Genomic DNA, 22,208 nt, shown 5'->3' with positions numbered 1-22,208 from the left:
TATAGACCCCTTTCCCCGCGAAACAAGCTTCGCTTTCACTTCAGGTTTTCTGTAACGCTTACGCCATTATTCTCGCGATAGCGGCGCGTCGCTTCCTCCAAAATGTCGTTGCCGCCTTTCGCCTTGTATTCCTCAATAACCTTGGGCCAGTCCGAGATCGGCTCGGCGCCGTAAATCATGCGGATCATATGGTCGATAATCAGCTTCGGGCCGACATCGTCGGATTGCGGCACCAGATCGGGATATTTCGCGAACGAATGTAATGCCGGAAAAAAACGTACCGTGCCAAGCCCCTCCCGGGACACGACGTTGTCCATCGCGAACAGCATATCCCTGCCGTTCTCGGTCAACTGCTCGCGCTGCTTCATGTATATTCCGTCATGAACGAACCACAAGCCCGTACGGAACGAATCCAGATCAATCTCCTCATCCGTTTCGGGAATAGTAAAGCGGATTTCGCCGTCTTCGTATCGATAGGTATCGTTTTCGATACCGAATGAAAAATAGGTTTCCGCTTCGGGCGTCAGCATCCAATCAAAAAAACGAACGATATCGGCAGCCTTGTCCGCGGAAATCTTGCGATTAATGTAATAAGAGCTTGCAACGTTCGGGTAAAGCAGGTAACCGCCCCATTGCTCGGGTCCGCGGGGCGACGGGATGATATCGACTTCGGCTTCCGGAACCGCCATGCTGATTTTGTTGCGGGAATCGCTGAGCGTCTTGGCGTTGGCCGACCAGATCCCTGCTTGACCGCTCTCGATGCGCTTGCTGTACTCTCCCTGAGTGATCGTGGCAAAGTCCTTCGGAATGAGTTCCTCGTCCAGCATCGTCTTATAAGTCTGGAGAGCGGCTGTCATATGCTCAACGTCAAAAAACTTGGGCACAACCTCGCCGTCGACGATTTCGTACTGTGAAGGCAGCACATCAAATGCGCCGAGTATCGTGTCGGCATATTTAAAATTTTCGCGCATCTGATACGGATATTCGACGCCTAGCCGCTTCATCGCCCTGAGCACGTCCAGAAACTCCTCGACGGTTTCGGGGGCAGGCAAACCTGTACGCTTTAGCAAGTCGCTGCGGATATATGTCGCTCTCCTGGACGGGATGGACAGCCAGGACGGGATGCCGTATATTTGGCCGTTGTAGCTCGTTTCCGCCCATGCTTCCTCGGGCACTTCGCGCATAATATTTGGCGCATGCTCCTTTAGCAGCTCATCGAGCGGCATAAAGATGCCCGCCTCAACCGATCCTGACATTCCTGTCGTGGTGGCGCCGCCGATATTTTGCACGACGTCCGGAATATCGTTGGAGGCAAACATCAGCGACATTCGCTCATGAAAATCCTTTAACGGAAACATGCGGATCTTCAGATCGGTCTTCGTCAGTTTTTCCAGCTCCTTGATCCATTTCACGTCGTTGATATCCTTCAACCGCTCGGCGTATTGGTTGCTGCTCGACGAGATGGACATGGAGAAGCTGAGCGCCCGTTCCGGCGCTTCATCGATTTCGCGGTTATAGCTTCCCGTTCCCGAGCAAGAGGATACCGCCATCGCGATACCGATATACAGCAGGATCAGCCGCAGCGCGTTCGTCATCGTTCTTCCTCCCAGCCTGATGCATGTTCGACGGTACCAGCCGTTTCATTGAGACGCGGGCATAAGCATGCGGATTTCCGTCCCTCGCCCAGCCTCGCTCTCGATTCGAAGACCGTACGCTTCGCCGAAAACCATCTGAATCCGGCGGTGAACATTTAACATCCCGATACCGCCTTTATCTCCTGCCGCATGTCCTCCCTCGTCAGCCAGACGATTGGTTTCGAGCTTCAAACGCATTTCGCGCAAGCGATCCGCGGACATGCCCTCGCCGTTGTCCTTTACGCTGACCAAGAACATGCCGTCCTTCGTCCAGGCGTTGATCCGAATGTAGTGAAAATCCTCGATGCCATCGGGAAAGGCATGCTGAAATACATTTTCGACCAGCGGCTGCAACGTAAGACGCACCATTTTGTGAAGCAAATATTCCGGTTGAATCTCAACGTCCAGCTCAAACGGACGTCCGATCCGATGACGCAATACGACCATAAAATACATCACGTGCTTCAATTCGTTTGCGACCGTGATTTCCTCCAGATTCGTCTGCACGGAATAACGAAGCATATAAGCAAGCGATTTCACGATGTCGGAGATATCCTCGGAATCGCGGACAAACGAATAACAGACGATCGTCTCCAGCGTATTGTACAGAAAATGGGGATTGATCTGCAGTTGAAGCGACTGGAACTCGGCGCGCTGCCGTTCCATCTGGCTCTCCTGGTTTTTCAGCTCGGCCTGGTAGACTTGCTCAACGAGATCGGACAGCCGGTTAACCATCAAGTTGTAGCGGACCATAAGCTCCACGATTTCGTCCCGGTGGTCGGGCAAGGGGATGGTCGCCCAATTTCCCTTTTCCGTTTCCCGCATGCCCATTTTTAACGCTTGTATCGGTCTCGTAATCGATTTTCCGAACCGCAGCGCAAGCCCGAACGCGAACACGAGAGTAAAAAAACCGACAATCAGCGTCGTCGTCCGAATGCTGGAGACGGGCATCTCGATCTCCTTCGTCGGCTTGGATACAACCAGACTCCAGCCGGAATAATCCGACTTCCGGACCATATAGGTGCGTTTCTCCCCGTCGGCGTCCAGCTCGAACAGCTCCTCGCCGGCTTCTGCGATTTTGGCGCTGAATTGGCGATCCAGCTGTCTGTCCAGCTGCGTCTGATCGGGATGATAGACGATCTGGCCGTTCTCGTCCATGATAAAGAAGTAGCCGTCCTTGCCAAGGTCGATGCCCTGCCACATGGCGGACAAATCTGCCGCGCGAATCTCGATCGCCAAAATGCCTGCGGATTGCGGCGAGCTTAGCCCCCTGATCTGTCTGGTCAACGTTAACATCTGGCCTTGTCCATTTTTCAGGATGGTGCTTCTCAAAATGCTTAGTTCGCCCTCGCTGCCGGTATGCGACTTCAAATAATCCATATGCTCCGCCACTTCGACGGCCTCAAAGCCTTGATCCGGCACGTTATTGAAATAATAGACGGCATTGCCGGCAAAGCTGATCATATACACGGTCTCGATTTCCGGATTGCGGATAAACAGCGGGTCGACGCCGATATCCTCGATCAGGGAACGGTAATGATAATATTCGTATTCGTCGCGTTCCGACGGCAAGTCGATAAATTCTTTCACGGAACGGTTCGTCAACAGCGATACCATAGAGCGTTCGTAGGTTTTTAGATACAGATCCGTATGATGCACCGCATTGTTTACGATTTGCTCCATCTGATCCCGCATCAACAGGTCCAATTCCCTGGAGGCTTTTGTATAAGTAAATAATCCGACGCTGGACAAGGACACGACAATGACGATCAGAAAATAAACATACAGCTTTTGATACAAATTAAATCGCTTCATTTGACGCCTAGCTCGCTGCGATACTCGGAGGGCGTAATCCCGGCGATTTTCTTAAATGTCTTCGTAAAATGCGGATAATCCTCGTACCCGACTTCCGAGGCGATGTCGGAGATGCGGTAATGAGGAATCGCAAGCATTTCCTTGGCTTTTTCCATCCTTTTCTGTATCCGGTATTGGACAAACGTTTCATTGGTCAATTTCTTAAACAGCGCGCTGAAATAATTCGGAGTAAGTCCGACCATGCACGCAACCTCTTCCAGCGTTATGTCTTGCGAAAGTCTGCTGTCGATATAAGTTTTGGCTTCTTCCATCGGATCCTTAAAATTTCCTTTGCGCATCGTATGCAGCTTGTTCATAATGCTTTCCAGATGGCCCGCGAAACACATCAGCATTTCGTCCGCGCGGCATCCCTGGATATCTATGCGGTCGAGGCGAAGCGAGTAGTGCCTGCTCTGTAAGCGCTCTATTAAAAGATCGAGACAGTCGCCGAGCATTTCCTTCATCCTGGCCAGCGGTATATCCTCGGAAAGGCATTCCGCTTGCCACTGCCCGATGATTTGCGCCAGCTGCTCGGCCTGAAGCGACCAGACGCATTCTTCGATGCGGTCCACCCAGTGCAGATAGCGGGTTACCGACACGTAACCGCGCATCGAATGTTTGAACAGCCGCTCCAGAACGTCGTGCACGTCCGACTTCGTCACCGGCTTGAGCAGGTAGTGCTTTACGCCCCAAGCCATGCTTTTTTGCGCATATTCGAAATCGCCGTAGCCCGATATTACAGCCATGTGGATACGGGGATAGTCATCGTGAATCGCTTTGCAAAGCTCCAGCCCGTCCATCTTCGGCATGCGAATGTCCGTCAGGACGATGTCCGGCTCAGCTTCGCCGATTAACCGCAAAGCCTCGATCCCGTTTACAGCTGTACGCACCTTCATCTGGCCCGGAGAATACGTCTCGGCCATCTTCGATAAGCCGTACCGAATGACAGGCTCGTCGTCAACGATCAGTACTTGCATGCGCCAACAGCTCCTTTGCTCCTATGTCTATCGCTCGAAATGTACTCCAATCATACTACCGCCCCGATAGCATCGCAATGAATAAGCTTACGACCGCTTGTGTTTTTTTACGATTTTGCAAGAGATAGCGGTCTCCAGGAAAAGGCGTTCAAGCTGACATGTCGCTGAGAAAAACGGGGCTGTCCACCGGTTCCTTAAGAACCTGAACAGCCCCGTTGCTTGTTGGCTCGCGTTAATTCATTAAGTTCGCGCTCTCAAGCATACGCGCGATCAGAGCAGCCGCTTCCGCTCGCGTCGCTTGGCCTCGGGGGACGAATCGGTTGCCGTCCCTTCCTTCCAGCAGCCCCATTGCCCGAAGCCCGTCCACCGCTTCCCGGGCCCATGGTTCAATCTCGGCATCGTCGACGAACGGCGGCGCGGCATCTGGATTGACGAGCCGAGCCTCCCATCCGGTTGCCGTCTCCGCAAGCCGGACGGAACGATAGATGAGCACCGCCAGTTCCATGCGATTGATCGGCTGTTCGGGACGGAAGGTTCCGTCCCCGTAGCCCTGGATCAACCCGAACTGGAGGGCGGCCGCCGCGATGTCCGCATGCCAATCGCCTTTTGTTACGTCCACGAATGGAGCTTCCGATTCGCCCGCGGGCAAGCCGAGACCTCGCACGAGCAGCGCAGCCAGTTCCGAGCGGCCAATCGGCGCGTCCGGCAATGCCTGCCTCGCGCTTGCTCCGTTCATGATCCGCTTGTCGGCGAGCTTGACCATAACGTCTTCGGCCCAATGTCCGACTGTATCGTCAAAGACACTGCTGTTGCCAAAGGCCGCGAATACGCCGCTGCAACCGATCAAACAGCGGATGGCCGCCTTTTTTGTACCGTCTTCGCCGAATACGGCGGGAATGGCGGTCAAGCGCTCCGCCCCGACGTCCAACCGCATGATCGCCGTACGGTCCCGGCTTGCGAAACGCTCGCTTAGCGGCAGCTCCAGCTCCACGAATCCGGCGTCGGCAAGCATCGCCGTTTCCGGGCCTTTGCCGCCAACAGCCCAAAGCTGGAACGCGACGAGTTCGGAAACAAGCTCGCCTTGCGGATGGGCAGCTGCAATCGCAGCGGCTTCTTCCGGCGTCGCGGCGCGGATCTGCAGCGTCAGATCAACTTTTCCCGCCCCGGCCAGCTTCAATAGCTCTTCCGTACGAAGCACGATCTTGCCAAAGGCGGTCTCGAAGCCGACTCGCAGCTCCTCGCTCGCCGCATCGGCAAGCGCAGCTAACGCTTCCGCCCGAATCAGCAGCTTGTATTCTTCGGCATCCGCATCGCCGTCGGCACGGATAATCAACTCTTCAGCCTGCGAACCCGCACCCTTTAAGTATGTCTGCAGTTTGGCCGCATCGAATGCCATAACGACCGCTTTGCCGTTTCTCGCGGCCGTTACGGTATCCTGCGCTTTCACCGGATTCGCGGGTGGAATGTAGCCGATTCCGCCCGGTTCGATTTGCTGGACGACGCCCGCAATGACAATTTCGTTCAGGTTGTTCCACGCGTCCTTGTCGCTTCCGCGCGTCACGAGGCGGACGAACCTTGCATCGGCAGCCGGAAATTGCACCGGTTCCAGCATATTGGGCGTGCCGCTTGTCATACCGGTAAACACCTTCGTCCACTCCGCGCCATCCTTGGACAGCTCGATGTCGTAATCATAATGCGATTCGTCAAAGCGAGCCGTCAACACGTAAGAGACCGAATGCTCGCGGCCCAGATCGAACACGATCCATTGATCGCGTCCGCTGCCCGCCCAGCGGGTGCCGAGATCGCCGTCGATGGCATTGGACGGCGGGTAGCTGGCATGCGAGCCAAGCGCTTCGGCGGACACGATCGGATACACCGTCAGGTTCTGCGGCACGCTTCCCAAAACCGGCATCGACTCGAACTTCACTTCATATTGCAGCGAATTGCCGGGATCTCCCGTCTCATATACGGTAATCCTTGCCGCGCCCTGCGGCGAATCCGCCTGCTCGATCGTAATGACGAGGCCTTCCCTTGCCGTGGCGGACACAGTTGGGGCCGCCCCCGCTCCTAACGGAAGCTTGACCGTATAACTATAGGTTTCCGGTATGAAATCCGATAGCGGAACGCCGTCAAGGGATATGCCCGTTAGCAGCGGCTCACCTTCGACGGAAGGAGCCACATCCTTGTCTCCGCCACCGTACGCGACAGGCGCAAGGGCATCGACGGCTTCCTGACCGAGCCGCTCGAGCAGCTGCTGCTTATAGAGACTGACAGGCGCGGCGATGTGCTTTCCGGCGCTTTCCCAGTATGCGTCTTTGCGCGGACGCGGGTCGTAAGCGCTCGGCACCAGAGGAGGCACCTTCGTACCAACGTGGCCGATGACATAGTTCTGGGCGGTAGGCGGCTGCTGGCTTGTGAGCCCGCCCTCCGTATTCCAGTTCACATAGTTCGCTCCGGACCATCCGTGTCCGCTGCCCAGCCAGGCACGGTCCCGGATCGACACCTGAGCGTCGACATTGTCGAACAGACCGCCGACCGACCACTTGTGATGCGGTTCGCTGGTGTTGTAATCCAACTGCGATTCGCTGTCAAGCACAACGTTCGGACCTTGAATGCGGCTGTCGACGACGAACGCATGGCGGGCCGTCTCCGTATAAACCCGCTGCACCAGCGTTTGCTGGCCCATCATATGAAAAATATAGCGCCGTCCGCCGGTAATAATGCTGACCATGTCATACATGCTGCTGTCCTGAACGGTGATCCATTTGCTGCCCCGGCCCATCTGTACAAGCGAATACGAGAGATGATAGCCCGTGACGTCGCGCACCCACGCGTTTTTGATGTTGTCCAGCACGACGAAACGTTCGGCGTGGTTCTCGTCCGCATAATAAGGATCGGTCGTATCATTGTCCATAACGGTATCGATGACGCTCGGATCAAAGTCGGAGACGACGCGCATCCGTTCGACGCCGATCCGTTCGATCCGGGAGTCGTCCGAATAGCGGTACAGCTCGCCTCCTCCCCAGCGGCGTTCGATCGCATTGGCGATCGGTGCGTCCAGGGTGACGACGTTGCCGTCGATTGCGGTAACGACCCGGTCGAAATCGAGATTAAACGGCGTCCACTGGCTTGTCGCGGAGCCGTCGGTTCCCGGACGCATGTAAATATAGTCCATGCCGATTTCGTGAATCCAGCGTTCGTTGCCGTAACGCCGGACGATGACAGTGTCTCCGACATTATAACTTGAGGCGTCCGCAACCTCGATGACGCTTGCGCCCGACGGCACGTAAAGATCAACGATCTCTTGACGGGTCGACGAGTCCAGAACGGGTCCGGAGCCTCCTTTGGCTTCGATAATGTTCCGTTTTGTCGTCCCGGTCGCTCTCAAAACGGTCCCATCCTCGCCGTCTCCTTCTCCGCGCAGTACGATGCCGCCGGTTGATATCGACAACTTGCCTGCAATCTCGTAGTTCCCCTTCTTTAGCAGCACAGCCCCGCGGAAACCATCGGAACGGACAGGCATAAGGGCAACCCGATCAATCGCGTCCTGAATTCTCGCGGTGTCGTCCCCTTCGCCCGGTTCGACAACGACTCTTGCCTGCACATCCGGCAGCGGAACGCCACCGCCTCCGTAGCCCGACTGGGAGAAATCAATGATCCGATTGCCGCGGTAATCGGGTACGTATACCATCTTGCCGCTTGACGGGTCCAGATAGGCAACCTTGCTCCCGCCTTCCGGCACATCCGACGGGTCCATAATCGTAAAATAATACGTATCGTTATAAGCTCGGCCCGACGTTCCTTCCGGTTCGATCCGGAGCGTCAGCGCATACTCGCCTTTGGCTTCCGCCTGGCCGCCAAGCGATATGACGCGGCTCTCGAACGCCTCGAACGATTGTTCCGGCAGGACGACATCGCCAGGCTCTCCGTTGCGCGAAAGAACGCCGCTGACAGTCGCCGCTACCATTGGCTCGACGCGAACGGACGGCAGAGGATCTCCTGGCTCCAATACGGCCGGCTGACCGATCTCCATCGTCATGTCTTCATGGATCAGCTCCGTGTCCGCGATCAATGACGGCAAACGGAATTCATTGGGGTCGACGACCTTGATCCAGAAGTCCGGCGTCCGCAGCTTGCCGCCGCCGGGTTTCTCGACTTCGGCATAGACGCGCGCCGCGCCGACCTTGTAGCCGCTAGCGATCCCATCCCGGCCAATGCCGGCAACGCCCGTCGCCGTCGACGTGTAGGACTTGGCCAGTGTGTCCATTCCCACTTCAATATTCGATGAAGTGCGTCCCATGAGTTTAAGCTGCGCTTCTTCGCCGAGCTCCACTACCAGTTCGGCATTGGCGGAATATGGCGTGCCTGAGCCATCAACGAAATAGATGCTTTCCAAATCTGCGGGTATCTCTTCCCCCTCCTCTTCCAGGTATACGGCAAACTCTCTGAACTGGTAGGAAAGTCCGTTGTTTAATGTCATGTCGAACTTGATGTAGCGGGCGTTGACGGTATCGAATCGAATCGTCTCGTAGGGTTGAATAGAGCCGGTCCTGGAAGCCGCCGTCTGCCACTCGATGCCGTCATCGGAGTAGAGAACATCCAGCTTGCTCATCGTAATCCGGCTCATGTCGTAGACAATGCTGTTGAAAGCGGCGCCGGTACCCAGATCGACCTGCAGCCATGCATTTAAATCTTCGCGATCCGACATGGAGGGCTGCCAGTAGGTAGCAGGATCGCCATCCACCACAGCGGCTCCGCTGTTTCCTTGACTTGTCGTTGACGGCCGGTTCAACGCCAGATTGTCTGATTCCGAGGCTGCTTCCGCTGCCGGGACAATCGCGCCGAACAGCAGGGCAACGAACAGGGACAACACCGTTAAGCACGAAATTGATTTTTTACAGGCTGACCATGACATTCCTTCCCTTCACACCTTTCCTTTGCGTATATTGGGCCATTGTTGGCTATTCCCGCTTCTTGCTCATTCTTGCGGCGGCCGCATCAGTCCGATCGAGGATATAAAGCCTCTTGCATCGAGCTTCTCCATGTTCGGTCCTCCCTGCCGGTGTTGAGAAGGCCATCCCTGCGGGGGATGGCCCATTGGTGACTGGATTTGCAAGCTGTCCGATTACTTCATTAATACTTCTTTCGCGGGTTTATTGTTTGCGCGAATCCTGGGAGACAACGCCATCCTGATTATTAAACCGCTCGGTTGCTTCCTTAATGATTTCGTTGCCGCCCTTTTTGCGATATTCCTCGATTACTTTCGGCCAATCGGCAATATCCTCGTTGCCGTAGATCATCTTAACCATATGGTCGACGATGATCTTGGGCGCCTGATCGGGGCGTTTGGAGGCCAGATCCGGATATTTCTGGAACGTCTCCAGATCCGGGATAAAGATAATGCCGCCCACGCCTTCTTTGGCCAGCGTCTGATCCAGCGCGTCCAACACGTCCTGGCCTCCTTCAAGCAGCTCCATCCGCATCCGGTTGATCGTGGCGTCGCTAATGAAACCAAGCATGCCCCTAAAGCCTTGCTCGGCTTCTTGTTCCGAGTTCGTAGGCGCTTTGTAATTCACTTTTCCATTATCGATCGTATAATTTTCGCCTTCGATACCGAAAGTGAAGAACATTTTAGCTTCGTCGGTCAGCATCCAATCCAGCATCTTGATAATGCGGATCGCTTTTTCCTCCGGCACGTTTTTATTGATATACAGGGACGTAATGACCGAGCTGTACAAGCCGTATCCGCTCAGTCCGTCAGGACCGACCGGCGACGGTATAATTTCGACCTGCGCATTCGGATCAACCGCTTTAATCTTTGTGCGGAAGTCGAGCAATCCCGCGGCGTTGGACGTCCACATGCCGGCTTTGCCGCCGTTGATGCTCTCACCGTACGTGGACACATTCAACGTAGCGAAGTCTTTGGGAATCAACCCTTCGTCATACATCGTTTTGTACATAGTCAGAGCGTTCGTCATATTCTCCACATCAAAAAATTTCGGAACGATCTCATCGCCTTGCTGCATGAATTGGTAGCCCAGCGCGTCGTAAGGGCCGAAAAAGAGATCGGCGTACTTGAAGTCCATTCGGAGCTGGTAAGGGTTTTCAACGCCCAGTTTCTTGAAAGCGCGGATGACGTCGAGGAATTCCTCCGGCGTCTTCGGCAGCGGCAATCCGGTTTTATCCAACAAATCCTTCCGAATGAACGTCGCCCTTCTGGACGGGTTGCTTAGCCAATTCGGAATGCCGTAAATTTTGCCATCATAGCTGACTTCGTCCCAGGCTGCTTGCGTGACGTTTTTCATTATGTTTGGAGCATGTTCCTTAAGCAGATCGTCCAGCGGCATAAATACGCCAGCCTGCACGGAGCCGGCCATCGATTTGTCCGTTGCTCCTCCCACGTTTTGCACCACATCCGGGATCGAGCTGCTCGCGAACATAATCGACATTTTGGAATCAAAATCTTTTAGCGGAATCGTGGTCAATTCTATGTCTGTATTCGTTCGTTTCTCCAGCTCCAGCACCCATTTGTCCTTGTTAATATCCGGGGACTGCTCTACATGGGCGTTGCCGCTTGTCGTAATCGACATGCTGAACTTCAAAGGCTCCTCCGCTTCCGCCTGGCCAGTCCCTTCGGTCTGAGCCGGCTTCTGGCTTGTCTGCCCTCCACTCGTATTTTCCGGTTTGTTGCTCCCCCCTGAGCAAGCGCTTACAGTTCCTGCGGCGATGATCATGGCTAGCATCAGGCTTAGCTTCTTTTTCATTGCAACCTTCATCTCCTTTAATTTGAATACGATTGCAACTACAAAATACCAAATATAAAATATAATGGGTATGGCATAATTACTGTTGATATGTGTTTTTTTACGGGATTACGATTTTATTGATCCAATCAGCATTCCTTTTACAAAATATTTTTGCAAAAACGGATATACAAGCATGATTGGCAGGACGGATACGATAATGACGGACATTTGCACGCCGCTTGGCGACACATTGGACAATTCCTCTATAAGCGCCCCCGCCTCTCCCATCGTATTGTTCATCACAATTTCCTGAAGACGAAGCTGCAGCGGATACAGAGTACGAGAGTTGATGAAGTAGAGCGCCTGCGAATACGAATTCCAATGCGTGACGGCATAAAATAAACCCATCGTAGCCATCACCGGCTTGGACAGCGGAAGCACAACGCTCCATATAATTCTGAGCTCGGAGGCGCCGTCCGTTCGGGCGCAGTCGATTAATTCATTAGGCAAACCCATATAAAAGGATCTCATAATAAACAAATTGTAGGCGCTGATCGCTCCCGGAATCATGAGCGCCCACAGCGTATCCAGCAAATGCAGATTTTTGATCAGCAAAAAGTTCGGAATAAGCGGCGCCGAGAAAATGAAGGTAACGAGAATGAGCATCAGAATAGGCTTGCGTCCCTGATACTCCTGTCTGGACAGCGGATATGCGAGCGATGCCGTTGCGATCAGGTTGATCAAGGTGCCGACGACCGTAACGAGCACGCTGACGCCGAACGCCCGCAATATCGACGGATCGTTTAGAATGACCAGATAGTTATCGAAGGTCAAATTGACCGGGAACAGCGTTACGCGGCCGGTATTGATTGCAACTTCGCTGCTCAGCGATTTGGCCAACACGTGCAAAATCGGAAAGATCATAAGTATTCCAAGCAGAGTCATAAATAGATAGTTGAAGAAGTCGAATAATTGAAATTGACGAAGCTTCCTTGATGGCTGCATGCCGCATCCCTCCTTTGTTCGTTGTTCGTTGGACTAATAAAGACCGCTGCCCGTCGCTTTCTTGCTCAGTGCATTGCCCAGCATGATCAGACCGAGGCCTACCACGGATTTAAACAATCCGATTGCGGTCGTATAGCTGTATTGCTGCTGAATCAAGCCGACGCGGTAAATATACGTATCCAGAATGTCGCCGTTATTTTCGTTAAGCGGATTCAGGAACACGAATACCCGTTCAAAACCGAAATCCAGGAAATTGCCGATATGAAGCAAAAACATAATAACGACCGTCGGCAATATCGCCGGAACGGTAATCGCCGTGATCTGCTTCCATCGGTTCGCGCCGTCTATGCGCGCTGCCTCGTACAGCTCGGGATTAATGCCGGCAAGGGCCGCAAGGTAGACGATTGTGCCCCAGCCGCTGTCCTTCCATACTCCTGCTCCCACGAGAATGCTTCGAATATAGGACTCTTCTCCAAGAAAATAAATGGAATCAAGGCCTAGCGCTTCGATCATGTTGTTGACCAGTCCCGTCGACGGGGACAAAATGCCGATTGCAATGCCGCCAATGATGACCCATGATAAAAAATGCGGCATATACACGACGGTTTGAAGCACTCGCTTAAACAAAACCAGTCTCATCTCATTAAGCAATATGGCCAAAATGATCGGCACGGGAAAGGCAAACAGGATATCGTAGGCGCCGATCAAAATCGTATTTTTCAAAATTCGCAAAAACTCGCTGTATTCAAACATGCGTTGAAAATGCTCCAGCCCTACCCAAGGGCTGCCCGAAAATCCTTTGAATATGTTGTATTCCTGGAACGCCATCGCCGATCCAAGCAATGGAATGTATTTGAATACGATAAAATACAACAACCCCGGAATCGATATAAAGTAAAGCACCTTGTATTTGCGGAACTGCGTCCATCTCATGCGGGCCGCGGAAGTTCGTTTGGACAGCTGCGATGCGGCAGCGGGGGGATGTCCCGGCATTTTGCTCACTCCTCCTTCTCTAGTCTTCTAAATCCAGCGCCGAATCAATGGCATTTAGCGTAGCTGCGTCAAGCTTGATGCCGGAGGCTCGCGCGTTATGTTCGATCTGCTCCGGCCGGGAGGCGCCAACAATACAGCTGGCGACGGACGGGAGCCGCAAAATCCAGGCCAATGCCAGCTGCGCAAGCGACAAGCCGGCTTGATCCGCAATCGGCTTCAGCCGCTGCACCCGCTTAAGATTATCTTCGCTGATCCAGCGGGATATGGCTCCGTTCTGCTTCGGGTCGACCGCCCGCGAGCTTGGAGGAAGCTGACGGCCAGGCTCGTATTTGCCCGTAAGCGCGCCTTGCGCCAGCGGCGAGAACACGATTTGGCCTAAGCCTTCCCGCTCGCATAGCGGGATCAATTCCTGTTCCGGTTCCCGCAGGAGCAAATGATATTGCGGCTGGCTGGAGACGATGCGGTTTAGATTGAGTTCCGCGCCCGTCCGTACCGCATCTACGATTTGCGCCGGCTTCCACATGCTGACGCCCGTATACAACACTTTGCCCGCTTTTACCAGATCGTCGAGAGCCCGCAGCGTTTCGTCGAGCGGCGTGTCCGGATCGTACCGATGGCACTGGTACAAATCGATGTAATCGACGCCAAGCCGCTTTAAGCTTAAGTCGCACTGCTCGCGGATATGCTTGCGGGACAAGCCTCGGTCATTGGGGCCGTCTCCCATCGGCACGCAAACCTTGGTCGCAAGAACGTAAGAGCTTCGTTCATATTTGGCCAATGCCCGCCCGACGATGCGTTCCGCTTCGCCAAGATGATAAACGTTCGCCGTATCGAACAGATTGATGCCAAGTCCGTATGCTCGGTCTATAATTCTCTCCGGAAGTCCGGCATCGGACGCCGCTCCGACCGTAAGCCAGCTGCCGAGCGAGATTTCACTCACTTTCAAGCCGCTGCTGCCCAGTCTTCTGTATTGCATGCCATGTCAACTCCGTTCATAAATTCAATTGTCAGATTGGTTGGGATGCCGATCGGGACCGGCATGACACCAGAGCGTCACGACGGGATCCTCTTGGCTGGAGCGGAGATGATGATCCTCGCCCGGTTCGATGACCAAGACGTCCCCGGTCGCGACGGGGTGTTCCTCGCCGTTCACCTCCATAATGCCGCGCCCTTGCAGGATGATGAACGCTTCCCGATCCGCATGCGTATGCAAATCCGTGCCCCCGGGTCCATCGTTCGAATGACTTCTATCGCCGGGTTTGGCGAAGGCGAGACCACCGGCGCATAAGTAATCGCCAGGCAAAAGATCGCCGAGAATATGCCCGGTTTTCGTATCCCTCAATTCGTTGAGCCGAAGCTTCAGCATGTGCGTCCCACCTTTACCTATTGTTTCGAGGTTATCCTTGATCCGTCGCAGATATGGAGCTCTGGAGATCCTTCCCCTGCCCCCTGCCCAACTCTATTCGCGTACGCTGCCCCGTGCTGGCCGCGACGTTCGTATAATAAACCAGAGCCTGTGTCTTCAAATAATCGGTGCCGCTCGTCTCCGATTCCCTGCCTTCTCTTAAAGAGGCCAGAAACTCGGTCAGCGGATCGCTTGTCGGAACGGAAGAAAATTCCCGAATCTGCTCTGTTTCGCCATCGCGATAGATCGTAATGATGCCATTTTCAAGCATAAGCGCCCCACGGTCTCCCTCGATCCGCCAATCGCCGTACCATGGCGTCATGGGGCCTCTCGATGCGATCGTTGCGGAGTAATTCGCAGCGATGCCTCCCGTCATTTCGATCATGGCGTTCGCGGCGATGACAGCCCCATCTTCCTGCCAAGCTCCGATCGGCGCGAACAGCCTGGCCTGAACGGCGTAACCTTCGCGACCGGTAAAGTACCGGAGCATGTCCATATGATGAACGCCGATATCGTCCAGCACCGAAACCGGGTATTTGCGCTGGACCCGATGGTAGCGCGCGAACCTGACGTCGACCGACGATACGTCTCCGATCGTTCCTTGAGCCAACAGTTCCTTGAACCTGCGCACGCTGGGGAAATGTCTGTAGTTTTCCGCGATCATAAACGGAATGCCGTCCTTCTCCGCTCTGGCCACGACAGCCAACGACTCCTCGTATTGAAACGAGATCGGCTTCTCGCACAGTACGGGAAGTCCCTTGTCGAAAGCCGCTACATTGACGGGCGTATGCGCGGCGGGAGACGTAACATTAACCAGAAAATCCGCCTTCTCCCGATCGAGAGCATCCTCCAGCGAGGTATAGAACGGAAACGGATCATCCTGCATCTTCTCCTTCATGACGGGGTCGGCCTCCACGACGGCAAGCAGCATGCCTTGATCCCTCAACCGCTTGTACCAGCTGAAACCCGCGCTCCCGAGCCCGACCAGTATCGCTTTCAATCGCGTCTCTCCTTTCCTCTTCTCCTGAATCCGCTTACGGCGTCGGCACGGTCTCGCAGCCGTATCTCCGGGCGGCGCTCCGGTACAGCCACTCCTCCACCGTATGCAGCGCCGTCTCCTCGTCGATCCAGCCAGCCGCAAGCCGCTCCCATAAAAACTCTGCGGTAAGCCTTTTAATGATCCAGATCTTGCCGAAGCACCACTCCATATTGCGAGCGTCCGATACGACGATAGAGCTTTGACTGGCCGGAAGCGCCTCTAACCGATACTGCATGCTGTCCCGATACGTGCTCCCGCGGAAATTAAACCACCACATCCCACCTACGCTGACGTTCGGGAAGTTCCAAGCGGCTTGCACCGCGTCCAGATTATTGAGCTCTGCAGCAAGCACAAGCTCGAACGCGCAGCGATAGGTGTCGAACAACGCCGACAGCTTCAAAATCCGCTGCGTATCATTCGAAGGCACAGCTTCCCCGCACCAGGAGCGCTCGACGCCCAGGAACAGCTGGACGAACAACCCATTCCGCTCGGCTCCGGCACACACTTCGTGCAGCAGCTCCATTAAAATTTCGTCGCTGCTGCTTCCAGGTCCAATCGTGTAACGGCGATTGGCGCTCGCGGCGTATGCCGGCAGCGTGGTCATGATGCCGGGGCAGCCAGAAGCCTTGTACGCTTCGAGGTTATGCCGAATTTCCTCGGCCGCCTGCTCGAACGATCCCGCGGGATCTTGGGATGCAGCGATCGTTTTCTGCCATTGCCCAAGCGCGCCGTCAATTCGGGGAACCAGTACCGCGGGAGATCGCATATGCATGAATTCCGCGTGCTCCGGCCGGTTAACGACAAACCGCTTCGCGCCGATCCGGTCGGCTGTTTCTTGCGCCCAGCCCTCATCGCCTTGTCTCGCTTTCACCGCCTCGATCGCCGCCTTGACGGATGCCGCGTCGCGAATCGTCACGCCGTACAAGCTTCGCATGATTTCCGTAAAGGCGATGTTCATCAGCGTGCTTCTCGTTGCGCGGTATGCGGCCACGAAGGCGTCGATCCGCTCCTCCTCGGGCAGCTCTTCCGCATGGGCGGGATAACCGCCTGCCTGCATCTCCCGGTTCAGCCAAAAGTAATGGGCGATTTCCCAGAAGCTGCGCGCACCAAGCGCATCGCCGACCAAATGCGAATGCGTATCGAACACCTCCATGCCCATCACTCTATCGTAGAAAGCCATTTTCTCTTCTTCCGTCCGACTCGTCATCCTGTCCTTCCTCCCTCGCTTATCGTTCGCTGCTGCTAAGCGGCACAGTTCCGGCTTTCGTGAACATCATACACCCCGATCGTCTCCTGCAACATGTCGTTTCTTAAGCTGCTGCTGTGTTTTCCTATGCAAGCCCCGCCCTTATATCCGACAAATTCGTCTCGATATCCGCCTGTTTCGCACTTATGCGAAATCCTCTACCCCAAGCCTCTCAGTGATGAGCGACCGCGTTTAATAGCTGAATTTATCACCAAAAAAAATAGAAGGTAAAAAGAGTTGCTCGACTCGGTGGCGTTCGTTCAATAGACCTCACCTTCTCCAGAATACAGGGAAAAACGCCCTCTAATGTCCGCGTCTCGGCCCATGCTTTCGTTTTAGAGGGAAATCCTACCTCTAATCCACCTCGAACTGATGCATTCGCGCATAAGCCCACCGATTAGTGGGAACTTTTCCCACTATGTCGAGCCCGCAGCCCGATTTGTCCAGATTAGAGGGAGCTTTTCCCTCTATTATCCGATGCGCGCACGATTATCCGATGAGGCATACGGTTATCCGATGCGCTGTTAGGGATCAAGCCAAGTTTGGAGAAAACTTATGGCTTTCCTATACTTCAGCAGCTTTCCATTAAGACCAAAAAGGCGCAGCCTCCTCCATAACAAGAGGAACTGCGCCTTTGACCGCGTTGCTGCCTATATTCTCTCGATTCGAAGCGCGATATACGGCTTCCCGGGCATATCCACCCGGCAAGTTCCGGACATCGGCTGTTCGATCGGCGTAATCTCCATATTCCATGTATCGATAATTTCCGCCCGGAAGGTTTCGCCCTCCGGCAAGTCGACGATTCGATAAAGCGGCTGGTGAATGCCGTAATAATGCAGGTAATACTGCCCGGGCACGCCGAACGCAGGCACGTCCCGAACCTCGGGAATCGGCCTGCACGCTGCCGGCGCCGCCTCAATCAGCTCACGCAAAAATGCGATGCGCTTGGCGCTCTCTCCGTACAAGCGCCCTCCCTTTGCCCACCATATCTCATCCTGCGGATGCACGAAGGTTTCCCCATGCGTCACATAAGCGCCGCGGGTTACCCCGTCCCAGAATCTCCGCGTCATCTCTTCTCCGGAGATATTGCCCCAGCGTTGCGGAATATTGCCCTCGTAGCAAATCTCATCGATGACAATCGGCTTCTTGTATTGGTCTCGCCATATCGACGCCATCGTCGCGTCCCAATGCTGGATGCTGCAGTGCGTCACCCACGGCTTGGCATGATCGTACATCTTGACGCTGGCATAATCATACATCTTTGTCCCGTTATGAATAGAACGGAGATGGACGTACGGATCATGGTCCTGTACATAACGGAGCAAGCGATCCCAGTCCGGCATGGCCTTTTCTGCCATGAAGTCGTATTCGTTGGCCAGCGACCACCATACATGGCGGAACGCGCCCAGCCTAGCGATGACGTAGCGCAGATAAAACTCTTCCGTTCGGGCATCCAGCCGGTCGAAGCCCCAACGCCCTTTGTCATACGGATGGAACAAGATCAGATCGGCCTCGATCCCGAGCTCCAGCAATCCCATTAATCGCGCTTCCAGATTCGCAAAAAAAGCTGGGTTAAAGCGCGTGAAATCAAAACCGGAAGCTGCTGATCCCGCAAAAGGAAAATGTTCGGGCTCATCAAAGTTGAAGCTGTAGTTTTTCGGGAACACGCACATTCGAATTTTATTAAAAGGCGACTCTTCCAGCGTTCTCAGCGTCTGCTCTTGCAAAGCTTGTTCCTGATGAATCCAGGCGTAACAAGTCGTGCCAAACGGGTAATAAGGCGTTCCGTCTTCATAGGCGAATTTAATATCATTGCGAATACGAACAGGACCATGGTTATTCGCTTCGGGCTCTATACATGTAAATGTCCCGGCGACGCCATCCAGCTCCGCCTGGTTGCTATTCGTCTCATACGTCCATTCTCCCGTCGCATCCGGCATAAACCGCACGCGATACGAATTTCCGCCATCATAGAAACCGTCAACCTTGACACTCCGCTGATTAAATCGGAACACCGCTTGCACCTGAACGTCCAGATAAGGGTTGCCAACCTCCAATCCGGTCAGCTCCAATTCGAATAGCTCCCATCTTTGAACGCGCTTTTCTTTTCCTTGACTGCTCACCGTACGCTCACTTCCCCTGATTTTCTTTTGGCGCCAGCTCGACGGCTGCGCGAATCGCCGCAATCATGCTTCTTTCGTCGGCCCTGTTGGATCCCGCTATATCAAATGCCGTGCCATGATCGACGGAGGTGCGAATAATGCCGCCCTTTAGTCCGACCGTAATATTAACTCCCTCTTCGATCCCCAACACTTTGATCGGGGCATGTCCTTGGTCGTGATAGCAGGCGACCACCATGTCGTAATCGCCTCGCGCCGCCAGGTAGAATAACGTATCCGCCGGATGGGGTCCCGTTGCCGCGATCCCTTCGGCCTGCGCCCTCAATATGCCCGGCAGCAGCTTCTCCTCTTCTTCTCCATTGCCGAATAAGCCATTTTCGCCCGCATGGGGATTGATCCCGCATACGGCGATCGTCGGACGGGGATATCCGGCCCTTACTAACGTATCGTGAGCCAGCTTGATGACGGTATAGGTGCGCTCCGGATTAATCATCTCTATCGCTTTTATTAATCCCACATGCGTCGTGAGGTGAATCACCCTCAGCTTTGGCGTGGTAAGCATCATGGAGAAATCCTCCGTATCGGTCAAATGCGCCAATATCTCCGTATGCCCGGGATAGAGATGACCGCCTTTATGAAGCGCCTCTTTATTAAGCGGAGCTGTGCAGATTGCGTCAATTTCATGATTTTGCGCCATCGTAATCGCTCTTGCAATATATTGATAAGCCGCGTCCCCTGCTTGCGCCGATACTTGACCGAAAGGGAGATCCGCCGGCAATAAATCCAGATCGATACAGTCGATCTCGCCCGGCAGGAAACGACAATCCTCCATGCTCGTCACGGCATGTATAACGACCTCTGAATTCGCCAGCTCCGCAGCGCGTTTTAACATTTTGGCATCGCCTATAACAACCGGACGACAACTTTTATAGAGCTCGGGAGCTTGCAGCGCTTTTACAATGATTTCCGGTCCTACTCCCGCACAATCGCCCATCGTAATCCCAATACAAGGTTTCATTGGCCAACCCTCATCTGAAGTGAATTTATGGATGCCCATAGCACCCTCTCGGAACCGAAGCTTCCCGCCTTGGTGACGGCGCTTATGTTTTTGCCGCCTGTTAATCTGCCGATCGGCACGCCGGTCTCGACCTCTCCGATCAAGGTCAGTTCGCTGGCGCCCAGCTGCATGATGACCTGCTTCGCGATATCGCCGCCTGTAAGCACGATCCCCGCTACTGCTTGCTTGTCTAACAATCTGCTAGCCATTTGTCCCATAATAACCGCAATCCGGTGACTGACCTCTGTGGGGCTCCACCCGTGGGAGCGGCCCATCTCTTGCGCTTTAGCCACATCATCGAGATCGGATGCGCAGTACAACGCGACGTGAGCTCCGCCGGCGAGACCCGTCGAGGCCAATGCGCAAGCACGTTCAATCTCGTCCCGGGAGTTGTCCGGCGTTGAGACTAGAAGATCGCATCGTACCATAACGCCGATGACATCGGGCTGTTGAAGCACAAATGCCACTTGCTTGCGCGACTCGGAGCTCGCGCTGCCGATCGCAAGAAGAACGGGCGCCGTCCGATCGGAGTCCTTATCCCGCTCCATTGCCTTAATCGGAGCAATTTTATTAGCATCGCCGTGCAACGGCATGTACGACACCAGCCCCGCCGATCCGGACCATACGACGCGGTATTCGGTTGCCTGTACGATCCGGATAATAGACTCCAAATCGGATTCGTCCTCCGAATCAAAGATCAGATAAGGGATTCCATCGGATTTGAATTGATCCAGCTTACGTTTCACTTCGTCGAAGCCGCGCCGGATTTCGGCATAAGTGACAAAAGCGATCGGCCTATCGGTTTGTTGCGCCAGCAAACGGGGAAGGAAGGATTCCGTCACGGGTGTCTTGGGATCGTTGGCCGCCTCGGATTGATGCAGCGGCACGCCGTTAAGATAATGATACCCGTCTATGACTTGACGTCCGTTTCTGGGAAAGCCGGGGGCAATAATGACAAAATCCGGCGAACATACATCATACATCGCGTCAAGCTCTGCGCCAATATTGCCCCTCATCGTCGAATCCATCTTCTTGTAGATGTCTCCGGCACCGTCTTGCACGACAGTTCGTGCAACCGCCTGTACGCGGCGATAGGCTTCCGCCCGGCTAACCGCCCTGCTGTCGGTATCGAATACGATAGCGTCATGATCCCCGCTTGGCTTTCGTTGATCGCCAATCATCACCGACGTTCTCAAGCCGGCTCGAACTAACTGCGCGCCGCTGTCATTAGCCCCCGTTAAATCATCTGCAATGATCGCGATTTTCACCCCCGCACCCCCAGCTCCGTTTCCTCAACGATCTTAATCACGGTAGCGTGCTTAACCGCGGAGGGCAGCTCCATGCGGTCGTTGATCAGCTCCCAATCCCGCAGGTCGTAAGAACGATAAGCATCATAGATATCCGCTCTAAATCGGTCGACAAGCATGATCCATTCCCGTTTGCCATCGCGATCTACGCAATAGAGAGTGGGGCCTTCCGTCATAGGGAAGGTTAACAGCTCCGAGATGTCTCGTACATTCGGTCGATCAGAAGCTTCCTTATCCAGATAACAGGATCGAATCGCCTTGCATGCCGCCCCTTCATCATCATAATGCCGCTCGTCCTTATACAACATGAAGTAACAATCGCCCAAATCCGTAACGTTAGCGTCAATTACGTTATAACCGGGATCAAAAAACAGCTTCGCCTCCGAGAAGGTATTAAAATCCGTCGTCGTTACAGACCAGATGCGATGATTCCGCGGACCTTCCTCCACGGTGGACGACCATACAATGCGATACGCCGCCTGAGCGGTGTCATAATAAATTTCGGGCGCCCACGTGTTCTGCGTAACCGGCATATGCTCCATAACGGGAATCAGCTTCTCGTCGCTCCAATCCGTCAGATTGCTCGAACAAGCGTAGCCAATGCTCCTGCTGCCCCAACCGTCCGTCCAGACGAGATGGAAGAGCCCGCCCTTATCCTGATAGAGGAAAGGGTCGCGCATGTTTTTTGTTCCTACGCTGGATGCAAACACAGGTTTGCCGTCATTTCGTTCCTTCCACGAGTATCCGTCCTTGCTTTCGGCGAGATACAGACTCTCATCCGCATTTTTAAAATAACTGATCACGTACATCGTCAGCACCTCCGGG

Annotated in this window: 15 protein-coding genes; all 15 read right to left on the bottom strand. The window is 54.4% G+C overall.

What is annotated here, in order from left to right; all coding sequences use genetic code 11:
• Positions 1–35: 35 nt before the first annotated feature.
• The 15 genes from B1748_RS11435 to B1748_RS11365 all read right to left on the bottom strand — a co-directional run bounded on the left by B1748_RS11435 (position 36) and on the right by B1748_RS11365 (position 22,192).
• Positions 36–1,595, bottom strand: a complete 1,560-nt coding sequence (locus tag B1748_RS11435; RefSeq protein ID WP_256975625.1) for an extracellular solute-binding protein — start codon at positions 1,593–1,595, stop codon at positions 36–38.
• Positions 1,596–1,640: 45 nt separating this feature from the next.
• Positions 1,641–3,449: a sensor histidine kinase gene (locus B1748_RS11430; protein WP_087568028.1), complete on the bottom strand. Its 1,809-nt coding sequence runs from the start codon at positions 3,447–3,449 to the stop codon at positions 1,641–1,643.
• Positions 3,446–4,465: a response regulator transcription factor gene (locus B1748_RS11425; protein WP_087568027.1), complete on the bottom strand. Its 1,020-nt coding sequence runs from the start codon at positions 4,463–4,465 to the stop codon at positions 3,446–3,448. Before B1748_RS11425 ends, B1748_RS11430 begins: the two co-directional genes overlap by 4 nt.
• A gap of 232 nt (positions 4,466–4,697) precedes the next feature.
• A complete protein-coding gene (locus B1748_RS11420; protein WP_087568026.1) occupies positions 4,698–9,380 on the bottom strand; it encodes a discoidin domain-containing protein in 4,683 nt (1,560 codons plus the stop codon).
• Positions 9,381–9,618: 238 nt separating this feature from the next.
• Positions 9,619–11,229, bottom strand: coding sequence for an extracellular solute-binding protein (locus B1748_RS11415; protein ID WP_087568025.1), 1,611 nt, complete (start codon positions 11,227–11,229; stop codon positions 9,619–9,621).
• Between the two features lie 108 nt (positions 11,230–11,337).
• Positions 11,338–12,216 (bottom strand): carbohydrate ABC transporter permease, encoded by an 879-nt coding sequence (locus tag B1748_RS11410; protein WP_087568024.1) that lies wholly within the window; start codon positions 12,214–12,216, stop codon positions 11,338–11,340.
• A 33-nt stretch (positions 12,217–12,249) separates the two neighbouring features.
• Positions 12,250–13,149: an ABC transporter permease gene (locus B1748_RS11405; RefSeq protein ID WP_256975629.1), complete on the bottom strand. Its 900-nt coding sequence runs from the start codon at positions 13,147–13,149 to the stop codon at positions 12,250–12,252.
• Positions 13,150–13,228: 79 nt separating this feature from the next.
• Positions 13,229–14,185, bottom strand: coding sequence for an aldo/keto reductase family protein (locus B1748_RS11400; protein WP_087568022.1), 957 nt, complete (start codon positions 14,183–14,185; stop codon positions 13,229–13,231).
• 24 nt (positions 14,186–14,209) lie between these two features.
• On the bottom strand, positions 14,210–14,575 hold the full coding sequence (locus B1748_RS11395) for a cupin domain-containing protein (protein ID WP_087568021.1): 366 nt from the start codon (positions 14,573–14,575) through the stop codon (positions 14,210–14,212).
• A gap of 31 nt (positions 14,576–14,606) precedes the next feature.
• On the bottom strand, positions 14,607–15,614 hold the full coding sequence (locus tag B1748_RS11390) for a Gfo/Idh/MocA family protein (protein ID WP_087568020.1): 1,008 nt from the start codon (positions 15,612–15,614) through the stop codon (positions 14,607–14,609).
• Positions 15,615–15,648: 34 nt separating this feature from the next.
• Complete coding sequence (locus B1748_RS11385) at positions 15,649–16,860, bottom strand: glucuronate isomerase (RefSeq protein WP_087568019.1); 1,212 nt, start codon at positions 16,858–16,860, stop codon at positions 15,649–15,651.
• Positions 16,861–17,549: 689 nt separating this feature from the next.
• Positions 17,550–19,022: a DUF5605 domain-containing protein gene (locus B1748_RS11380; protein WP_087568018.1), complete on the bottom strand. Its 1,473-nt coding sequence runs from the start codon at positions 19,020–19,022 to the stop codon at positions 17,550–17,552.
• Positions 19,023–19,029: 7 nt separating this feature from the next.
• Positions 19,030–20,037 (bottom strand): 4-hydroxythreonine-4-phosphate dehydrogenase PdxA, encoded by a 1,008-nt coding sequence (gene pdxA, locus B1748_RS11375; RefSeq protein ID WP_087568017.1) that lies wholly within the window; start codon positions 20,035–20,037, stop codon positions 19,030–19,032.
• Positions 20,034–21,344 carry a four-carbon acid sugar kinase family protein gene (locus tag B1748_RS11370; protein ID WP_087568016.1) on the bottom strand — a complete coding sequence of 437 codons (1,311 nt, stop codon included), beginning with the start codon at positions 21,342–21,344 and terminating at the stop codon, positions 20,034–20,036. Before B1748_RS11370 ends, pdxA begins: the two co-directional genes overlap by 4 nt.
• The gene (locus B1748_RS11365; RefSeq protein WP_087568015.1) at positions 21,341–22,192 is read right to left on the bottom strand and encodes a glycoside hydrolase family 43 protein; all 852 of its coding nucleotides are present in this window, start codon (positions 22,190–22,192) and stop codon (positions 21,341–21,343) included. Before B1748_RS11365 ends, B1748_RS11370 begins: the two co-directional genes overlap by 4 nt.
• Between the last annotated feature and the right edge of the window lie 16 nt (positions 22,193–22,208).

This window comes from Paenibacillus sp. MY03, from assembly GCF_002165585.1.
Taxonomy (GTDB): Bacteria; Bacillota; Bacilli; order Paenibacillales; family Paenibacillaceae; genus Pristimantibacillus; species Pristimantibacillus agaridevorans.
Note: the sequence above shows the minus strand (reverse complement) of the source record. Positions and strands in the feature narration are given on the sequence as shown.

What these genes read in the sequence shown, in the direction of transcription:
- B1748_RS11435 (WP_256975625.1), bottom strand. Translation starts at nt 1,595, where the DNA reads ATGACGAACGCGCTGCGGCTGATCCTGCTGTATATCGGTATCGCGATG.
- B1748_RS11430 (WP_087568028.1), bottom strand. Translation starts at nt 3,449, where the DNA reads ATGAAGCGATTTAATTTGTATCAAAAGCTGTATGTTTATTTTCTGATC.
- B1748_RS11425 (WP_087568027.1), bottom strand. Translation starts at nt 4,465, where the DNA reads ATGCAAGTACTGATCGTTGACGACGAGCCTGTCATTCGGTACGGCTTA.
- B1748_RS11420 (WP_087568026.1), bottom strand. Translation starts at nt 9,380, where the DNA reads ATGTCATGGTCAGCCTGTAAAAAATCAATTTCGTGCTTAACGGTGTTG.
- B1748_RS11415 (WP_087568025.1), bottom strand. Translation starts at nt 11,229, where the DNA reads ATGAAAAAGAAGCTAAGCCTGATGCTAGCCATGATCATCGCCGCAGGA.
- B1748_RS11410 (WP_087568024.1), bottom strand. Translation starts at nt 12,216, where the DNA reads ATGCAGCCATCAAGGAAGCTTCGTCAATTTCAATTATTCGACTTCTTC.
- B1748_RS11405 (WP_256975629.1), bottom strand. Translation starts at nt 13,149, where the DNA reads ATGAGATGGACGCAGTTCCGCAAATACAAGGTGCTTTACTTTATATCG.
- B1748_RS11400 (WP_087568022.1), bottom strand. Translation starts at nt 14,185, where the DNA reads ATGCAATACAGAAGACTGGGCAGCAGCGGCTTGAAAGTGAGTGAAATC.
- B1748_RS11395 (WP_087568021.1), bottom strand. Translation starts at nt 14,575, where the DNA reads ATGCTGAAGCTTCGGCTCAACGAATTGAGGGATACGAAAACCGGGCAT.
- B1748_RS11385 (WP_087568019.1), bottom strand. Translation starts at nt 16,860, where the DNA reads ATGACGAGTCGGACGGAAGAAGAGAAAATGGCTTTCTACGATAGAGTG.
- pdxA (WP_087568017.1), bottom strand. Translation starts at nt 20,037, where the DNA reads ATGAAACCTTGTATTGGGATTACGATGGGCGATTGTGCGGGAGTAGGA.
- B1748_RS11365 (WP_087568015.1), bottom strand. Translation starts at nt 22,192, where the DNA reads ATGTACGTGATCAGTTATTTTAAAAATGCGGATGAGAGTCTGTATCTC.